Raw genomic sequence first — 17,125 nt, forward strand, 5'->3', positions numbered from 1 at the left:
GACTCTCTCGTGAACACCCCCACCCCGTCCACCGAACCGACCGCCACGTCGACCGACCGGGCGACCGTCGTGCTGGTCGACCCGACCTCGCCCGACGGTGAAACCTCACTCGACGCTTTGCACGACGCCGACCGCCACGTCCTGATCGTCGTGCTCACCAGCGGACGCGCCTGCAACGCCCTTCGGAACCGCGCACACGACCAGGGCGTGAGCGTCACCAGCGCAGCGTGGAGCTACCTCGAAGAGGTGGCGCTGCGGGTGAGCCGCAGCGGACGCGTCGTCGGGACGATCGTGGCGTCCGGCCCGGACGCCGCGTACGAGCTGATCTCGGTCGTCGCCGAGCACCCGTGCGAGCGGATCGTGCTCCCGGCGTCGACGGCCCGGATCGACCGCATGCTGCCGCGCCGGCTGACACGACAGACGCCGGTCGTCGTCGAGACGGCCGCGTTCGCCTCGGCGTGACGGTCAGCGCGGCGGGTTGAAGCCGCCGGGGAGCTGGCCGCCGGGCGCCCCGGGGCCGCCCTGGCCCATCATCTCCTGGAGCTCGGCCATGTCGGGCATGTCCTTCATGCCGCCGAGGCCACCGAGACCCGGGAAGCCACCGCGCTTGCCCTTGCCCTTCTTGCCCCCGCCGGTCATGCCCATCTTCTTCATCATCTTCTGCATGTCGCCGAACTGCTTGACGAGGCGGTTGACCTCGCCCGGCTCGACACCGGCACCCTTCGCGATGCGGCCGCGGCGGCTGCCGTTGATGATCTGAGGCCGGGCACGCTCTTCCGCGGTCATCGAGGAAATCATCGCCTCGATCGGCACGAGCATCTCGTCGTCGATCTCGGCGTTCTTCAGCTCCTTCGGCATGCCGGGCATCATCGACATGATGCTCTTGAGCGATCCCATCTTCTTGATGGCCTGCATCTGCTCGAGGAAGTCGTCGAGGGTGAACTCGCCCTCCATCATGCGGGCGGCGGCCTGCTCGGCCTGATCGGCCTCGAAGGCACGTTCGGCCTGCTCGATGAGGGTGAGCACGTCGCCCATGCCCAAGATGCGCGACGCCATGCGGTCGGGGTGGAACTGCTCGAAGGCGTCGAGCTTCTCACCGGTGGAGGCGAACGCGATCGGCCGACCGATGACTTCCTTCACCGACAATGCGGCACCGCCGCGAGCATCGCCGTCGAGCTTGGAGAGGATGACGCCGTCGATCTGCAGCGTCTCGTGGAACGCCTCGGCGGTCTGGACGGCGTCCTGACCGGTCATCGCGTCGATGACGAGGAACGTGTAGTCGGGCGAGACGGCGCCGGAGATGAGGCGCACCTGCTCCATCATCTCGGCGTCGATCGACAGGCGGCCGGCGGTGTCGACGATGACGACGTCACGGCCGAGACGCTTGGCTTCCTCGACGCCTTCGTAGGCGGTGAGGATCGGGTCTTCGGGGTCGGAGTAGACCGGCACGTCGACCTGGCGGCCGAGGGTGCGGAGCTGTTCGACGGCGGCGGGACGCTGGAGGTCGGCACCGACCAGGAGCGGCTGGCGGCCCTGCGACTTGAACCAGAGGGCGAGCTTGCCGGTGGCCGTGGTCTTACCGGAACCCTGCAGACCGGCCATCAAGATGACGGTCGGGGGCTTGGAGGCGTACTGGACCGTGAGGGTCTCGCCGCCGAGGATGCGGACGAGTTCGTCGTTGACCGCCTTGACGACCTGCTGGCCGGGGTCGAGCGCCTGGCTGCGGGTGGCGCCGATCGCGTGCTCGCGGATCCGGTTGCAGACCGAGCGGACGACGGTGACGTTGACGTCGGCCTCGAGCAGCGCCGCCCGGATCTCTTTCATGATCTCGTCGACGTCGGCCTCGGTGAGGCGGCCCTTGCCGCGGAGGCGCTTGACGATCCCGTCGAGTCGGTTGGACAGATTGTCGAACATGAGACCCCCCAGGCTACCGGCGGTCCCCGGGTCGGGTGATCTCCCGAAACGTCGACTCCGTCGCCGTCCCGTACGACACCCGACCCGTTGGGTGGGTCCGCCGGGTCGGGTGTCGAAGGGAACGGCGAGGCGCAGCCGAGCCGTTTCCGGAGATCACCCGACCCGGTGCGCGGTCAGCACTCCCAGGGGTAGGTCTGTTCCTGGGTGGTGAGCCAGCGGTCGAGGTTGCCGCTGTCGGAGACGAAGCGGGCGATGCCGTCCTCGTAGAGCACGAACGTGCCGATGTCGTCGCCGGGGCCCGGCTCGGCGACACGGGCGAACCCACTCGCCGCTGCGATCTCGAACGCATCGCGGTCGATCGTCGTCGCCGCTGCCCACAACTCGGGGGCGATGGTCTCGTCGATCGGGTACCAGAGCACACCGTCGAGGTCGAGGATCTCGTTGCCGCACGCCGGGTAGTACTCGACGCCTTCGACCACCTCGGTGATCGTCATCAGGGTCACACCGGGGATGTCGGTTTCACCGAGCAGGGTGCCGTCGTCGAGGGTCGCCCGCACGACGTACTCCGACCCGCCGTCACCCACGACGGCGACGTTCACCCGATCGGTCCGGAAGTCGTCCGTGACGGCGAGCGGCTCCCCGTTGCGTTCGACGACCCGCACCGTGAACCCGAGCGCTGAGGCAGTGTCGGTGTACTCGTCGAGGCTCATGCCGACGTTCGTGCCCAACCCGTCGGGAACGACCGTCGCAGGCGGCTCGCCGGGCACGGTCGTGTCGACGGGGACCGGCTCGGCGGGAGCGGTCGTCGCCGGCGGATCGACCGGTTCGGGGGCCGGCTCCGTGACCGGCGGTTCGGTGGGCTCGGCCTGGATCAGGAACTCGTCGGTCACGGCGGGCACCGTGTACCAGCCGCCGTCGTCGCCGATGAACCGGTAGGCGGGCACGAGCCACGCAGAGCCGTCGGTGTCCCAGGCCCACCAGAGGTCGGGCTGGACGTCGACGAGGGTGACGGTGATCTCCTCGGGCTGGATCGTGTCGACCGGGCCCTCGGGCACATCGACCGGCATCGGCTCCGACACCGCATCGTCCGTGACCGCGGCGTCGCTGCTCACGGCCTCGTCGAGCAGGGCCGGTTCGGCCCGGGGCAGGCCGCCCCACCCGCCGAAGGTCTGGTCCTCGAGGCGGGCGACGGCCGTGTCGAGGTCGATCAGCGGATATGGCCCGACCGGGGCGGGGGTGGCGCTGCTCCCCCACGCGTACTGGAGCTCGGCGTTCTCACCGAACGAGAAACCCCAGCTGCGGGCGCTGACACCGTCGATCTCTTCGCCGGCGGTGACGCTCGTCGTCCACTCGTCGGTGTAGGTCTCGAACGTGACGGTCGCTGTGTCGACGCCCATGGCGGCGAGCATGTCGGTCACCCGCTGCTCGGCGTCGGCTGCCGACGGCAGCCCGGTCGGCGGCTCGGGTTCGGGGCACGGCTCGACCGGGATCGTCTCGGGCACGGCGGAAACCACCGTGGTCTCGCCCTCGCCGAGCTCGATCGTGTCGACGGTCTCGGGGTCGACGGCCGGCATCGCTGCGGTCTCGCAGGCGACCATCCCGGCGTCGCGTCCGGCCCAGCCCCAGTCGTAGCTCCACGACTGCATGGCGTCGTCCCACAGCGTCATCGACGGGGCGGTGCCGTCGTCGGGGCCGACCCGCCAGTACACCGAGTAGCCGTCGTCGATCTGTTGGGCCTCGCCCTCGAGACCGAGTGCGGCGGCGATCGTCGCCGCGTCGGCGGCGGTCGGCATGCCGTTGGCGTCGAAGACGTAGCCGGTCGTGTTGTCGGGCAACGGCGGCAAGTCGCCGACCACGAAGTCGGCGATGACGTACGGGGCGATCATCATGTCGGTCGCCATGTCGGAGGCGGCGACCTCGACCGACGCTCCGGCAGTACGGGTGTCGGACGAGCCTCCGCCCGTCATCTGGATGGGTGACGGGGCACGGAGGCCGCCGTCGTCGGCCGTCGACGTCGTGTCGGGTGAGTCGATCGGGTCGGAGGACGAGTCGTCGCTGCCGCAGGCACTCAGGACGAGTGCGAGGGCCGCGGTGACGGGGACGAAACGCGTGAGGTGGTTGCGCATGCCCGTTGGACGTCTCGGATCAGCCGTCGGTTCCCGTGTCGAACAGCGCGTTGACGAACTCGTCGGGGTCGAACGGGATGAGGTCGTTCACCTGCTCGCCGACGCCCACGAGCTTGACGGGGATCCCCAGCTCGGTTTCGACGGCGAAGACGATGCCGCCCTTGGCCGAGCCGTCGAGCTTGGTGAGCACGACGCCGGTCACGTTGGTGGCCTCGCTGAACTGACGGGCCTGCGCCAGACCGTTCTGGCCGGTGGTCGCATCGATCACGAGCAGCGTCTCGGTGACGGTGCCGGCACCCTTCTCGGCGACACGACGGACCTTCTTCAGTTCCTCCATCAGGTTCGTCTTGGTGTGGAGGCGGCCGGCCGTGTCGGCCAGCACCAGGTCGATCTGCTTGGAGGCGGCACGCTCGATGCCGTCGAAGATGACCGATGACGGGTCGCCGCCTTCGGTGCCTCGCACGAACTCGGTGTTCGAGCGTTCGGCCCACGTGCCGAGTTGCTCGGCCGCGGCGGCGCGGAAGGTGTCGCCGGCGGCCAGGAGCAGGGTGCGGCCGGCTTCGGTCTGCTGGCGGGCGACCTTGCCGATCGTGGTGGTCTTGCCGACACCGTTGACCCCGACGAACAGCCAGACGTTCGGTTGACCGGGCTCGAGCGACTCGTCGAAGTGGACTTCACGATCCGCATCTGCCAATCGGGCGATCATGTCGGCCTGCAGCGCTGCGAGCAGGTCGGACGGCTCGGTGATCTCCTTCGCCTTCACGCGCTCCTTGAGCGGCTCGAGCAGACCGTCGGCGACACCGAGGCCGACGTCGGCACGCAGCAACGCCTCTTCGAGGTCGTCCCAGGTCTCGTCGGTGATGGCACCGCGCCCGAGGATGCTGCCGAACGCACCACTGAACGAGGCGCGTGCTTTCGACAGGCGGTCGCGCAGTGACAGCGGCTTGACCGGTTCCGGTTCGGGTTCCGGTTCGACGACCGGCGGCTCCTCGACGAGGGTGTCGCCCTCGGGTTCCTCGGTGGTGGTCGACGGTGCCGACGGAGCCGGACGCGGCGGCAGCTCGGTGCGCTGCCCGCTGCCCATCTTGCGACGGTTGGCGACGACGACACCGACCCCGAAGACGAGGACGACGATCGCGAGGATCAGGAAAAGCCACTGGATGTCCATATCGACCCCGACGCTAGCGGCGGGTCGCGACGGCCGGAATGGAAAACGGTCGACCGACGTTGCCGCAAGGGCATGACGTTTGCCATGCTTCAATCCCGACCGAAGTGGTCGGGAAAGGTCCGAACAACGACTCGAGGGAGTACCCCAATGTCCATCCGTCTCGGCGACGAAGCCCCCAACTTCACCGCGGTCACCACCGAGGGTGAGATCACGTTCCACGACTGGAAGGACGGCTCGTGGGCCGTGCTGTTCAGCCATCCTGCCGACTTCACCCCGGTGTGCACGACCGAACTCGGTCGCACCGCCGCGCTGAAGGACGACTTCGGCAAGCGCAACACGAAGGCGATTGCCGTGTCGGTCGACCCGATCGAGGACCACCACGGTTGGGCTCCCGACATCGGCGAGGTCGGCGGCACCGACCTCAACTTCCCGATCATCGCCGACCCCGAGCGCGCCGTGTCGGAGGCGTACGACATGATCCACCCGGGCGAGGGCGACACGTCGACCGTCCGCTCGGTGTTCGTCATCGACCCGAGCAACAAGGTCCGCCTGACGCTCACCTACCCCAAGTCGGTGGGTCGCAACTTCGACGAGATCGTGCGTGTGATCGACGCCCTCCAGGCCACCGACGCCGCCCCGATCGCCACCCCCGCCGACTGGCGCCCCGGCGACCGCGTCATCGTGTCGCCCGCCATGTCGACCGAGGACGCCAAGGCCAAGCTCCCCAACGTCGAGGAAGTCAAGCCCTACCTCCGCTACGCCGACCAACCCTCCTGAGTCGGCCCGGTTCGCCCGATCGCTGCGTTGACGTCACGTCTGATTTCGCAGACTCGTGGCGCACAGTCGTAGCGAAGACCGAGCCGCGCCGAGCCCCGGGTCCCCCTCGTCGAGGGCCCGGGGCTCGCTCGCGAGCTCAGGGGTGGGAGAGGTAGACGGTGCAGGCGCTGTTGGCGCCGGTGTAGTGGTTCGGGAACTCGACGATCTCGGCCCGGACGTCGCCGAACACCCGCCCGAGCAGTGCCGTGAACCCGGCGTCGGGCGGGTCGTCCGACCACAGCGCGAACGTGCCGCCCGGTACGAGCTGGTCGGCGACCCGCTGCAACCCGCCCTCGCTGTAGAAGCCGGCGTGGCTCTCGTCGAGGTGGAAGTCGGGGGTGTGATCGATGTCGACGAGGATCGCATCGAACGGTGGTCCCCCACCGACGTCGATGCCGTCGTGCGCCATGGCGAAGAAGTCACCGTGCACGAAGCGGCACCGCTCGTCGGCGACGAGCGTCGGGCCGAGCGGGACCAGGCCACGTTCGTGCCACTCGATCACCTCGGCGAGGGCGTCGATGACGGTCAGTTCGGCGACCCGGTCGCTCTCCAACGCTGCTGCGGCGGTGCAGCCGAGGCCGAGTCCGCCGACGACGACACGCAGGGCGTCGCCCTGGGTGTCGGCGATGCCGAGCCGGCCCACGGCCTCCTCGGTCGCCGTGAACATGCTCGACATGAGGAACGCCTCGCCCAGCTTCACCTCCCAGATGTCGATCTGCAGCACCGGTTCGAGCCGCCGTCTCAGCATCAACTCGCCCATCCGCGTCGGCCGGACGTCGAGCACTTCGAACGCGCGACTCACGTCGCACCGACCGAGTCGGTCACGAGCGGTACTCGGGGTTCTCGAAGTCGAAGCGTGCGCCGGCTGCCCAGGCGTTGCGGTCGTTGCCCTCGTTCGGGATCGGGTTGGCTTTCAGGATCGATGCGAGGTGCATCAGATTCCAGGTCATGATGGTGGTGTTGCGCTGGGTGAACTCGTTGTCGAACCCGACTCGACCCCCGTCGTCGGTCTCGTCGCCGTACGACGGGCCCGGCCCTGCCTCGCCGATCCAGCCGCAGTCGGCCTGAGGCGGGATGGTGTAGCCGAGGTGTGAGAGCGCGTAGCCGATCGTCATGGCGGCGTGCTTGATGCCGTCTTCGTTGCCGGTCACCACGCACCCGCCGACCTTGCCGTAGTAGATCGACTGGCCTTTGTCGTTGAGGTTGCCCGACATCGCGTAGAGCCGCTCGATCAGCACTCGGCAGACCGAGCTCTCCTCACCGAGCCAGAGCGGTGTGCCGACGACGAGGATGTCGGCGGCCTTCACCCGTTCCCAGATCGACGGCCAGTCGTCGCGATCCCAGCCGTGTTCGGTCATGTCGGGGTACACGCCGGGCGGCACCTGGTGTTCGAGGAGGTACACGTGGTCGACCTCGACGCCCTGCTTCTCCATGATCGCCGCCGAGGCACCGAGCAACAGCCCGGTGTGGCTGTCGACCGACTCCCGCTTCAACGACGTGTTGACGTACAGCGCCCGCAATCCCTCGTACTGCCCCATGCGACCCAGCTTGCCACGCCCGCGGTCGGTTGATGTCAGACATCAACCGACAGGCCGTTCACGCTCGCCCGGCAACACCCGTCGGTTGATGTCTGACATCAACCGACACGTCACCTGGAGGTGGCGGTGCCGGCTTTCTCGGTGACGACCTTGCTGCTGCCGCCGGGTTGCATGCTCACGCCGAGCAGGCTGTCGCCGGCCTCCATCGTGCGCTTCTGGTGCGACACGATGACCAGCTGGGCGTCCTTGCGGAACTCGTTGATGAGTCCGAGGAAGCGGTGCAGGTTGACGTCGTCGAGCGCGGCCTCGACCTCGTCCATCACGTAGAACGGCGACGGGCGGCTGCGGAACACGGCGAACAGGAACGCGAGCGCGGTGAGGCTGCGCTCACCACCCGACAGCAGTGACAGCTTCTTCACGTTCTTGCCGCTCGGCTTGGCCTCGACCTCGATCCCGGTGTTGAGCAGGTCGTCGGGCACCGTCAGCTTCAACTTGCCGGAGCCACCGGGGAACAGGGTCGAGAACAGGTTCGTGAAGTTCTCGCTCACGTCGGCGAACGCCGACGCGAACACCGTCTGGATCTCCTGGTCGACCGCCTTGATGACCCGGCTGAGTTCGCGACGCGTCGACCGGACGTCTTCGAGCTGTTCCTCGAGGAACGTGTGCCGCTGCTGCAGCTCGTTGTATTCCTCGAGCGCGAGCGGGTTGATCGGTCCGAGCAGTCGGAGTTCGCGATCGAGTTCACGCACCCGACCGGCCGCCGTGGCACCCTCGGGCAGCTCGGGCTGCTCCGCCGCCTCGGCAATCTCGGGCTCGACGTCGAGGTCTCGGCGGAGGGTCTCGACGGCCGTCTCGAGTCGGAGCTTGGCCTCGGCCTCTTCGACCTCCGACCGGTGCAGCTTGTGCCGCAGCTCTTCGAGGCGGCGCTCGGCGTCGGAGCGGCCCTTGCGGGCGGAGTCGAGCGCCGTGGTGAGGCCGCGCACCTCTTCGCTCTGGCGACGGCGTCGGGCGACGAGGTCGTCGTGCTCCACCTCGATCACCGAACGGTGGGTGTCGACCAGCGTGGCGAGCCGGTCGATGGCGACGATCGCCTTCTCGACCTGGACCCGGCGCTCGGCGGCGAGCGCACGCGCCTCCTTGTCGGCCTCGAGGCGTCGTTCGGTCTCGGCGATGCGGTTCTCGAGCAGCTGCTTGCGTTCGTGCAGGCCGGCGTTGCGCACTTCGAGTTCGCGACGACGCGATGCCAGCACGGCGGCGCGGGCCTCGAGTTCGGCGCGGGCTTCGCCGCGTGCTTTGGCCGCGTCGGCCTCGGCCTGTTCCTCGGCATCGAGCGCCGGCAGCACCGCTTCGAGTTCGGCGATGCGAGTCTGCTCGCCGTCGATCAGGGTCGTCAGCTCCTCGATCGAACGATCCAGGTTGTCGCATTCGGCGGCGGCCTCACGACGCTGACCGAGCACACGCGACAGGCCCTCCGACGCAGCGGTGAAGCGAGCATCGTTCTGGTCGAGCTGGCGGGTGAGGTCGGCTTCGGTCTGACGAGCGGCCGACTGCCGTTCCTTCGCCCCGCGCAGCGCCTCGTCAGCGGTGGCGAGGGCTCGGGTGCACTGTTCGGCTCGCTCCTGCGCGTCGGCCAGCGCGGCGGCGGTGGCGCCGCCGGCCGCGGCGCCGACGCGCCAGCCGGTCGGGGCGAAGCGATCGCCGGTGGCGGTGACGATGACGGCCCCGGGGTGCTCGATGGCCGCCGACACGGCGGCGTCGACCGAGTCGACCCGGACGGCGCCGGCGATCAAGGCCTCGAGCAGCCCGCTCACGCCGGGACGGCCGGAGCGCACGTGCGGCAGCACCGGGTCGCCGACCGGCGGCGGGGTGATCGAACCGTGACGTCCGCCGGCGGCCAGGACCGCACCGCTGGTGTCGGACGACTGGAGCGCTTCGAGTGCCCGCTGTGCCGCCTCGGGGTTCTCGACGACGACGGCGGTGAGGGCCTCGCCGAGCGATGCCTCGACGGCTTCCTGCCAGCCTTGGTCGATCTCGACGAGGTCGAGCAGGGTGCCGAGCACCCCGTCGACGCCGGCGAGTCGTTCGGCGCCGGCGCGGGCGTGCGCCGCGTCGAGCGCGAGCTGCAACGCCTCGACGCGGGCCGAGGCCCGCGACGACGCCTCGTTGGCGTCGGCACGTTCGGTGGTGAGCCGCTCCACGTCGGCGTCGGCCTCGACACGTTCCTGCTCTGCGGCGGCGATCTGGTCGACCAGCGGCGACTCGACCGACTCGGCCTGGGCGCAATCGGCCCGCAGGCGCTCGGTATCGGCCTCGAGTTGTTCGATCCGACCCGTCAACTCTTCGCGGCGCGTCGTGGCGCGGCGGCGCTCGCTCTCGCTGCGTTCGACGCCGCTGCGGATCGAGCGCAGCTCGCCACGCACTTCGGCGGCGGCGCTGGCCGCCTTGGCGCTGCTCTTCTCGTTCTCGAACAGGGTCGGCGCGATCTTCTCGCGCTCCTCGCGAAACGCCGCTTCGTCGGCTTCGAGCTGCTCGGATTCGGGCTGGACCTGACCGAGTGCCTCTTCGACCTCGTCGAGTTCGGCAGCGAACTTGGCCGCGTCACCTTCGAGGTTGGCGACCACACCGGCGTCGAGCAGTGAGCCCTTGTCGCGTTCGAGCGACCGCTTGCGCTCGACCAGCACGGCGGCGAGGCCGCGGGCGCGCTCGCGGAGCTGCTCGACCTGCATCAGGCGGTCGGCGACGTCGCTCTCGCCGCGGGCCGACAACTCGGCTTCGAGCGACATGATCTCGGTGTCGAGGCGGGCCAGTTCGGTCTTGAGCTCGCCTTCGAGTCGTCCGGCGTCGAGACGGTCGGCGGCGATCGACTCGAGCTTGGTGCGCAGCCCGGCGATCTCACGCCCGGCGACGAACACACGCAGTGTCTGGAGTTCGACGACGATCTCGCCGTGGCGGCGAGCAGCCTCCGCCTGGCGTTCGAGCGGCCGCAGCTGGCGCCGGACCTCACGCAAGAGGTCTTGCAGGCGCAGCAGGTTGGCCTCGGTCGCGTCGAGGCGGCGCTCGGCCTTCTCCTTGCGACGGCGGAACTTGAGCACGCCGGCGGCCTCTTCGATGATCCCGCGACGATCCTCGGGGCGGGCGTTGAGCACCGCGTCGATCTGGCCCTGGCTGACGATCACGTGCTGCTGGCGTCCGACGCCGGCGTCGGAGAGCAACTCCTGGATGTCGAGGAGGCGACACGGGGCGCCGTTGATCATGTATTCGCTGTCGCCGGAGCGGAACAGGACACGGGTGATCGTGACCTCGTTGAACTCGACGGGCAACAGGCCGGACGTATTGTCGAGGGTCAGGCCGACCTCGGCGCGACCGAGGGCGGGGCGCTTCTCGGTTCCGGCGAAGATCACGTCGTCCATCTTCTGGGAGCGGACCGACTTGGGTGCCTGGGCGCCGAGCACCCACGCGATCGCGTCGACGACGTTCGACTTCCCGGAGCCGTTCGGGCCGACGACCACGGTCACCCCGGGTTCGAGGTGCATGTTGGTGGCGTCGGCGAACGACTTGAAGCCCTTGAGGGTGAGGCTCTTCAAAAACACGGCGGCCCCGAATCTACTGCCCAGTCCGCCAACCCCACCGCATGCCGCGTCGGCGGCCCGGGGTCAGCGTTGGCAGCGGGGGCAGTAGTGGGTCGAACGTTGGGCGCTCACCGTGAGGCGGATCCAGCCGACGCCGCAGGTGCGGCACCGCTCCCCCGCCCGGCCGTACACGTGGTGGGCGTCCTGATAGCTCCCTCCCTCGCCGAAGAGGTCGACGTACTGGGCATCGCTCAGGGTCGACCCACCGGCGTCGATCGCCTCGTTCAGGATCCGGTGGATGGCGGCGTGCAGGCGCCGCTCCGACTGCGTCGACAGCTCGTTGCTGATCCGGTTGGGCCGCAGACGAGCCTCGTGCAGGATCTCGTCGGCGTAGATGTTGCCGATGCCGGTGATCAGGTGCTGGTCGAGCAGCAACGGTTTGAGCAGCCGACGTCGTGAGCGCAGGATGCGGCGCAGTTCGGGCAGCGACAGGTCGTCGACGATCGGATCGACACCGAGGCGAGCGACGTCGGGCAGCTCGGTCTCGACGTGGTCGGGGTCGAACACGACCACTTCGCCGAAGGTGCGTGGGTCGACGAACCACAGTTCGTGCCGCTCCCCTGCTGCATCGGGGTCGAAATGGAGCACGACGTGGGTGTGCGGCGGCCGGGGCGAGCCGGCCTCGGCGACGAGCACCTGGCCGCTCATCCGCAGGTGGATCATGACCTCGTCGCCCGAATCGAGGGGGAGGAAGAGGTACTTGCCGCGCCGGTTCGCTGCGAGGATCGTCGTGCCGGTCAGCCCGTCGATGACGGCCTGCGCCGACGTGCGACGCACCGTGCGCTCACGACCGACCTCGACGCGACCGACGCGGCGTCCGACGGCGTGTCGTTCGAGCCCGCGCCGGACGGTCTCGACCTCGGGGAGTTCGGGCATCGGGTCAGGACTCGACGAGCGACTCGTACGCGTCGGCCGCCGCGGCCTGCTCGGCCGACTTCTTCGACCGGCCCTCACCACGACCGATCGTCTGGCGCGCCACCATTACCTTCGCCGTGAAGGTCTTGTCGTGATCGGGGCCCGTCGAACTGACCTTGTAGTCGGGGTTCGGCTTGCCGTCACGCCCGAGCAGCTCTTGGAGCGCGGCCTTGTAGTCGAGCCGGTGCAGCGAGTCGACGGCGTCGTCGAGACGGTCGGCGAACAAGCGCTCGATGAAGTCGAACGACGCCTGGCGACCGCCGTCGAGATAGACGGCGCCGATCACTGCCTCCATGGCGTCGGAGAGGATCGAGGTCTTCCGGCGTCCACCGGCTGCGTCCTCGCCTCGGCCGAGCAGGAGGTGATCGCCGAGGCCGAGTTCCACGGCGACCTCGGCCAGGGCGTTGGCGTTGACGACGCTCTTGCGCAGGTCGGTCAGCGCACCCTCGGCGAGGTGCTGGAAGTTGCGGAAGACGAGGTCGGCGACGACCCATCCCAGCACGGCGTCGCCCAGGAACTCGAGGCGTTCGTTGCTGACTTCCGGCTCGGCCGACTCGGCGACCCACGAGCGATGACACATCGCCCGGTGGAGGAGGTTCGGATCGTCGAAGGAGTGGCCCAGACGCTGTTCGAGTGCGCCGAGGCCCATCGGATCAGCCGCCGACCCGCTCGTGGACGTAGTCGACGGCATCTCGCACGGTCTTCAGGTCTTCGAGGTCTTCGTCCTCGATGCGGAACCCGACGGTGCGGTCGGACAGTTCCTCTTCGAGCGACTCGACGAGTTCGATCAGGGCGAGCGAGTCGGCGTCGAGGTCGTCGACGAACGACTGTCCCTCGGCGATGGTGGACGGCTCGATCTCGAGGATGTCGGCCAGACGGTCGCGGACGATCTCGAAGATCTCGTCGCGCCCGATCGGGTCGTTGTTGACATGAGTCTCTGCAGGCACGGCCGCAAGCCTACCCACCGCCCCCGCCCGGGTCACCGAACCGATGCTGCGCCGGCGCCTCCCCCACCCCGAGCGGACGCCCAGGCGATTAAATCCACCAGGCGTCCACCGGTGGACACCCAGGCGATTCAATCCACCACGAGTCCGGGCCACCGACCACGGCACCACCCCGAGCGGACGCCCAGGCGATTAAATCCACCAGGCGTCCACCGGTGGACACCCAGGCGATTTAATCGACCAGGAGTCCGGGTCACCGACCACGGCACCACCCCGAGCGGACGCCCAGGCGATTAAATCCACCAGGCGTCCACCGGTGGACGCCCAGGCGATTTAATCGACCAGGAGTCCGGGTCAGGAGAAGGCGTCGGTGGTGATGGTCGGGGTCGACGCCTCGGGTGGGAGCCAGACCCGGAGGCGATCGCCGGTCGCCTCGAACAGCACGCCACCGTCGAGGCGGGTCCAGATGTAGTCGCCGGCGCCGCAGCACTCGTTGAAGAAGATGTCGTCCTGCGGCCAGGCGGCGACCGCGACGTCGTCCACCCGCTCGCCGGTGCGGAGGTCGATCAGCTCCCAGCCGACATCCGCCGTGACGATCCCACGGTTCCCGTCGAGGGCGGCGAAGGCCTGCCCGCCCGGACGACTCCACAGCCGCTCGCCGGTCTCGAGATCGAACGCCACCAGCTGCTCGTCGGGCGGTGTGTTCTCGTCGAGCCACTGGCACCCGGCGCCGTCGGTCCAGGTCAGGCACTCCATGACGAGCGCGACCGAGCCGGAGACCGCCGACGCGAAGCCCTCACGACTGATGTGATGGAAACCAGGTTCGGACCAGACGACATCACCGGCACCGTCGAGGAGCTCGAGCACCGAGTCCTCGCCGTACGGGATCCGGAGCGTCGGCGGCAGCGACCGGAGATCGTCGGGGTCGCTCGACCAGGCCTCGCCGGTCCACACGGTCTCCGGCAGACTGCCGTCGATGGGCGTCGCGGCAACCAGGAGCGCGCCGTCGCCCTCGATGAGTTCGTAGCGCACCCGGTCGGACGGCGTTCCGATTGCGACGTCCGGGTACGGGATGTCGGTCGCGGTAAAGCCGTCCAGATCGATGACGCCGAGGCGGCTGTCGGCATCGATGACGCCGGCGTCCCAGGGAACACCGACGAGGACGCGGTCGCCGAGAATCCCGTCGATCGTCCGGTCACCGGTGCTGAACGGTGGCGAGAAGTCGGCACCGGTCGAGAGGTCGAACGGCAGCAGCAGCGCCTCCCCGTCACCGGCGGCGAGCCAGAGCTGTCGCCCGGCCGGGACGAGCGCCCTCGGCCAACCGACGCCCTCGAGGCAGCGTCGCCACCTGACGGCGCCGTCGAGATCGACGACCTCGACGGTGATCGCGTCGGTGCCGTCAAGGGACTGTCCGTAGAGCGTCAGCGCCACGCCACCCGGGACCACGACAGGAGACAGGAGTGGGGATTCGCTGCCGTTGCGCGTCTCGATCGTCGGGACCCCCAGGTCGAGCGTCGGCTCGGCGCCGACCGTCGTGAACTGGGTGAGGGCCTGGTCGATCGAACCGAGGGTTGCGGCACCACTCGTTCGTTCGACACAGTCCGGGTTCCACGCCGCGACGACCTCGCCATCGACCATGTCGGGCACGTTGTCGGGCACGGTGTCGGGCGGCGGCGCCGCCGTCTCCGGCGACACTGCGACCGTCAGCTCGACCACCGAGCCCGTCGGGACGAGCGATCCCGGCGCTGCATCGACGTCTCCGAGCACCGACCAGCCGAGCACGACGTCGTGCCCGGCCGTCTCGTCGACGACTTCCACGAGCTGGAACCTCAGCCCGACCGCCTGCAGGTCCTCGATCGCAAGGCCGGCCGGCATGCCGGTCCAGTCCGACAGCTCGACCAGGTCGTCTGCGATCGTCGACTCGGGAGGCTCGGTGGGCGATACCACCGGCAATGACACGGTGGTGTCGGGCGGCGGCATGGTGGCATCCGGTGTGGTGGCCGGCGTCGGGGCGCTGTCGTTGCCCGATCGGACCGAGACGGCCACGGCTGCGACCGCGACGAGGGCGACGGCGGCGGCAGCCATGAACCAGGTGGCCGGTGACCGGCGCGAGCTGGCCGACGATGACGAGCCGAGCTCGGCGCCGTCGGCGCGGCGGGTGATGTCGTCCCACTGGTCGGGCACGGCGACGGCGTCGAATGCGTCGAGCCCCATCCGATCCAGGGCGTGCTCGTCGGGCCGGTCGGGCTGGTCGCTCATCGGTCGTTCTCCAGGATCTCGCGGGCTCGTTCGGTGGCTCGATGGAGTCGCACGCGCACGCGCCCGGCGGGCTCGCCGAGCACCGTGGCGAGTTCGCCGGGTTTCCATCCGCCGACGTGGCACAGCACGATCAGTTCACGATCCTGCTCCGACAGCGCAGCGAGTCGCCGGAGGAGACCGCCGAGGCCGTCGACGGTGTCGACGCTCGGAACCTCGGCCGGTTCCCCGTTTGCCCTGCGTCGTCGTTGCAGTTCACCACGAGCGATCGCGAACGCCGAGCGCCACACCCATGCTGCGACGTCGCGCAGCTCGTCGCCCCGTCGGAGGGCTTGGGCGAACGCCTCGGCGGTCGCCTCGTCGGCGACGTCTCGTGAGCCGGCGAAGGCGTAGATCGAACGCCACAGGCGCGCATGATCGGTCTCGTAGACCGAGCGCACCCGCTCCACGACCGCATCGGTCTGCATCACCACTGATTCCATCACGTCGTACAGGGAGCGAACGACACGATTCGTTACACGGGCCGCGACGGCGGTGTCGGGACGAGTGTGACGCCCGACCGCCGGACAGCGAGGTTTTCGGCTTGCCAGAGGTACACCGCATGTCTATTGTTAGGCCGCCTTACCACCCGGTGAGGTCCCCGCTGACATGATGATGGAGCCCCCACGATGACTTTCCGACGACGCGTCGTCCCGACTCTGGCCGCCGGCCTGTTGCTGTTCACCGCCGCATGCGGTGGTGATGACGACGATGCCGGCACCGACGCCGAACCCGTCGAGGAGACCGAGACGTCCGAAGCCCCCGCCGAGGAGACCGAGTCGTCCGAGGCCCCCGCCGAGGAGACCGAGTCGACCGAGGCCCCCGCCGAGGAGACCGAGTCGACCGAGGCCCCCGCCGAGGAGACCGAGTCGGCCGAGGCCGGCACGGTCGTCGTTGCCGACTACTACGGCGAGGTCGAGGTGCCGCTCGATGCGGAGCGCATCGTGCTCACCGACAACCGCCTCGTCCGCTCGTTCGACGACTGGGGTGTCGAGCTCGTCGCAGCGCCGCTCGAGATCTTCCCCGACAGCATCTCGTACCAGTCGAACGACGACGTCGCCGACCTCGGCAACCACGGTGAGCCCAACCTCGAGACGTTCGTGGCCGCCGATCCCGACCTGGTCTTCACCGGCTACCGCTTCTCGACGTTCTACGAGGACATCACCGAGCTCGTCCCGGACGCGACCGTCGTGAGCACCGACTTCGACCTCGACGAGGCCGATCCGGTGGGTCCCCTCGTCGACCAGCTCCTCATGGCCGGCGCTGCACTCGGTCACGAGGACGAGGCGCAGGCCACCGTCGACGAGCTGTACGCGGCGATCGACGCCGCCAAGGCCGCCTACGACCCGTCGGAGACCGTCATGGGTCTGATCACCTCTGGCGGCGACATCGGATACGTCGCCCCGGTCAACGGTCGCGCCATCGGCCCGCTGTTCCCGGTGCTCGGCCTGACCCCCGCCATCGAACAGGACGGCGACAGCGGCCACACCGGTGACGACATCTCGGTCGAGGCGATCGCTGCGGCCAACCCCGACTGGATCATCGTCCTCGACCGCGACGCGTCGTTCGCCGACACGCTCGACGTCTACACCTCGGCCGAAGAGGTGCTGTTCGGCTCGGAGGCGCTCGCCAACGTGACCGCCATCGTCGAAGGCAACGTGGTCTACCTGCCGGCCGACTTCTACCTCACCGAGGACGTCATGGCCTACACCCAGGTGATCAACGACTTCGCCGACGCCGTCGCCGCGGACTGACCCTCGTCGTCGACGAGTGACCACAA

At 69.1% G+C, this 17,125-nt stretch carries 14 protein-coding genes; 3 read left to right on the plus strand and 11 right to left on the minus strand.

The window, feature by feature from the left end:
* Nucleotides 1–9 precede the first annotated feature (9 nt).
* Nucleotides 10–462 carry a hypothetical protein gene (locus BDK89_RS15075; protein ID WP_133869732.1) on the plus strand — a complete coding sequence of 151 codons (453 nt, stop codon included), beginning with the start codon at nucleotides 10–12 and terminating at the stop codon, nucleotides 460–462.
* 3 nt (nucleotides 463–465) lie between these two features.
* On the opposite strand, the gene ffh is transcribed toward BDK89_RS15075, so the two are convergent.
* The 3 genes from ffh to ftsY form a co-directional block, all read right to left on the minus strand.
* Entirely contained in the window at nucleotides 466–1,914 is a 1,449-nt protein-coding gene (ffh, locus tag BDK89_RS15080; RefSeq protein WP_133869733.1) for a signal recognition particle protein, read from the minus strand.
* Nucleotides 1,915–2,087: 173 nt separating this feature from the next.
* On the minus strand, nucleotides 2,088–4,040 hold the full coding sequence (locus tag BDK89_RS15085) for a hypothetical protein (RefSeq protein ID WP_133869734.1): 1,953 nt from the start codon (nucleotides 4,038–4,040) through the stop codon (nucleotides 2,088–2,090).
* Nucleotides 4,041–4,059: 19 nt separating this feature from the next.
* Complete coding sequence (ftsY, locus tag BDK89_RS15090) at nucleotides 4,060–5,208, minus strand: signal recognition particle-docking protein FtsY (RefSeq protein WP_133869735.1); 1,149 nt, start codon at nucleotides 5,206–5,208, stop codon at nucleotides 4,060–4,062.
* A gap of 147 nt (nucleotides 5,209–5,355) precedes the next feature.
* On the opposite strand from ftsY, the gene BDK89_RS15095 reads away from it, so the two are divergent.
* Entirely contained in the window at nucleotides 5,356–5,985 is a 630-nt protein-coding gene (locus BDK89_RS15095) for a peroxiredoxin (protein WP_133869736.1), read from the plus strand.
* A 136-nt stretch (nucleotides 5,986–6,121) separates the two neighbouring features.
* On the opposite strand, the gene BDK89_RS15100 is transcribed toward BDK89_RS15095, so the two are convergent.
* The 8 genes from BDK89_RS15100 to BDK89_RS15135 all read right to left on the minus strand — a co-directional run bounded on the left by BDK89_RS15100 (nucleotide 6,122) and on the right by BDK89_RS15135 (nucleotide 15,788).
* Entirely contained in the window at nucleotides 6,122–6,826 is a 705-nt protein-coding gene (locus tag BDK89_RS15100; RefSeq protein WP_133869737.1) for a polyamine aminopropyltransferase, read from the minus strand.
* Between the two features lie 19 nt (nucleotides 6,827–6,845).
* A complete protein-coding gene (locus BDK89_RS15105) occupies nucleotides 6,846–7,562 on the minus strand; it encodes a flavodoxin family protein (protein ID WP_133869738.1) in 717 nt (238 codons plus the stop codon).
* Nucleotides 7,563–7,672: 110 nt separating this feature from the next.
* The gene (gene smc / locus BDK89_RS15110) at nucleotides 7,673–11,152 is read right to left on the minus strand and encodes a chromosome segregation protein SMC (protein WP_166657600.1); all 3,480 of its coding nucleotides are present in this window, start codon (nucleotides 11,150–11,152) and stop codon (nucleotides 7,673–7,675) included.
* 63 nt (nucleotides 11,153–11,215) lie between these two features.
* Nucleotides 11,216–12,067 carry a bifunctional DNA-formamidopyrimidine glycosylase/DNA-(apurinic or apyrimidinic site) lyase gene (gene mutM / locus BDK89_RS15115; RefSeq protein WP_133869740.1) on the minus strand — a complete coding sequence of 284 codons (852 nt, stop codon included), beginning with the start codon at nucleotides 12,065–12,067 and terminating at the stop codon, nucleotides 11,216–11,218.
* A 4-nt stretch (nucleotides 12,068–12,071) separates the two neighbouring features.
* Nucleotides 12,072–12,755: a ribonuclease III gene (gene rnc / locus BDK89_RS15120; RefSeq protein WP_133869741.1), complete on the minus strand. Its 684-nt coding sequence runs from the start codon at nucleotides 12,753–12,755 to the stop codon at nucleotides 12,072–12,074.
* 4 nt (nucleotides 12,756–12,759) lie between these two features.
* Entirely contained in the window at nucleotides 12,760–13,053 is a 294-nt protein-coding gene (locus BDK89_RS15125) for a phosphopantetheine-binding protein (RefSeq protein WP_133869742.1), read from the minus strand.
* Between the two features lie 351 nt (nucleotides 13,054–13,404).
* Nucleotides 13,405–15,309, minus strand: a complete 1,905-nt coding sequence (locus tag BDK89_RS15130) for a PASTA domain-containing protein (protein WP_133869743.1) — start codon at nucleotides 15,307–15,309, stop codon at nucleotides 13,405–13,407.
* The gene (locus BDK89_RS15135; RefSeq protein WP_243839253.1) at nucleotides 15,306–15,788 is read right to left on the minus strand and encodes an RNA polymerase sigma factor; all 483 of its coding nucleotides are present in this window, start codon (nucleotides 15,786–15,788) and stop codon (nucleotides 15,306–15,308) included. Before BDK89_RS15135 ends, BDK89_RS15130 begins: the two co-directional genes overlap by 4 nt.
* A gap of 186 nt (nucleotides 15,789–15,974) precedes the next feature.
* Here BDK89_RS15135 and BDK89_RS15140 point away from each other — a divergent pair, with 186 nt between their 5' ends.
* Nucleotides 15,975–17,099 (plus strand): siderophore ABC transporter substrate-binding protein, encoded by a 1,125-nt coding sequence (locus BDK89_RS15140; RefSeq protein WP_166657601.1) that lies wholly within the window; start codon nucleotides 15,975–15,977, stop codon nucleotides 17,097–17,099.
* The last annotated feature ends 26 nt before the right edge of the window (nucleotides 17,100–17,125 follow it).

The organism is Ilumatobacter fluminis (assembly GCF_004364865.1).
Lineage (GTDB): Bacteria > Actinomycetota > Acidimicrobiia > Acidimicrobiales > Ilumatobacteraceae > Ilumatobacter > Ilumatobacter fluminis.

Bases quoted from the DNA above. Each gene is read 5' to 3' on its own strand.
- ffh (WP_133869733.1), bottom strand. From the start codon at position 1,914: ATGTTCGACAATCTGTCCAACCGACTCGACGGGATCGTCAAGCGCCTC.
- BDK89_RS15085 (WP_133869734.1), bottom strand. From the start codon at position 4,040: ATGCGCAACCACCTCACGCGTTTCGTCCCCGTCACCGCGGCCCTCGCA.
- ftsY (WP_133869735.1), bottom strand. From the start codon at position 5,208: ATGGACATCCAGTGGCTTTTCCTGATCCTCGCGATCGTCGTCCTCGTC.
- BDK89_RS15095 (WP_133869736.1), top strand. From the start codon at position 5,356: ATGTCCATCCGTCTCGGCGACGAAGCCCCCAACTTCACCGCGGTCACC.
- BDK89_RS15105 (WP_133869738.1), bottom strand. From the start codon at position 7,562: ATGGGGCAGTACGAGGGATTGCGGGCGCTGTACGTCAACACGTCGTTG.
- mutM (WP_133869740.1), bottom strand. From the start codon at position 12,067: ATGCCCGAACTCCCCGAGGTCGAGACCGTCCGGCGCGGGCTCGAACGA.
- rnc (WP_133869741.1), bottom strand. From the start codon at position 12,755: ATGGGCCTCGGCGCACTCGAACAGCGTCTGGGCCACTCCTTCGACGAT.
- BDK89_RS15130 (WP_133869743.1), bottom strand. From the start codon at position 15,309: ATGAGCGACCAGCCCGACCGGCCCGACGAGCACGCCCTGGATCGGATG.
- BDK89_RS15135 (WP_243839253.1), bottom strand. From the start codon at position 15,788: ATGGAATCAGTGGTGATGCAGACCGATGCGGTCGTGGAGCGGGTGCGC.
- BDK89_RS15140 (WP_166657601.1), top strand. From the start codon at position 15,975: ATGACTTTCCGACGACGCGTCGTCCCGACTCTGGCCGCCGGCCTGTTG.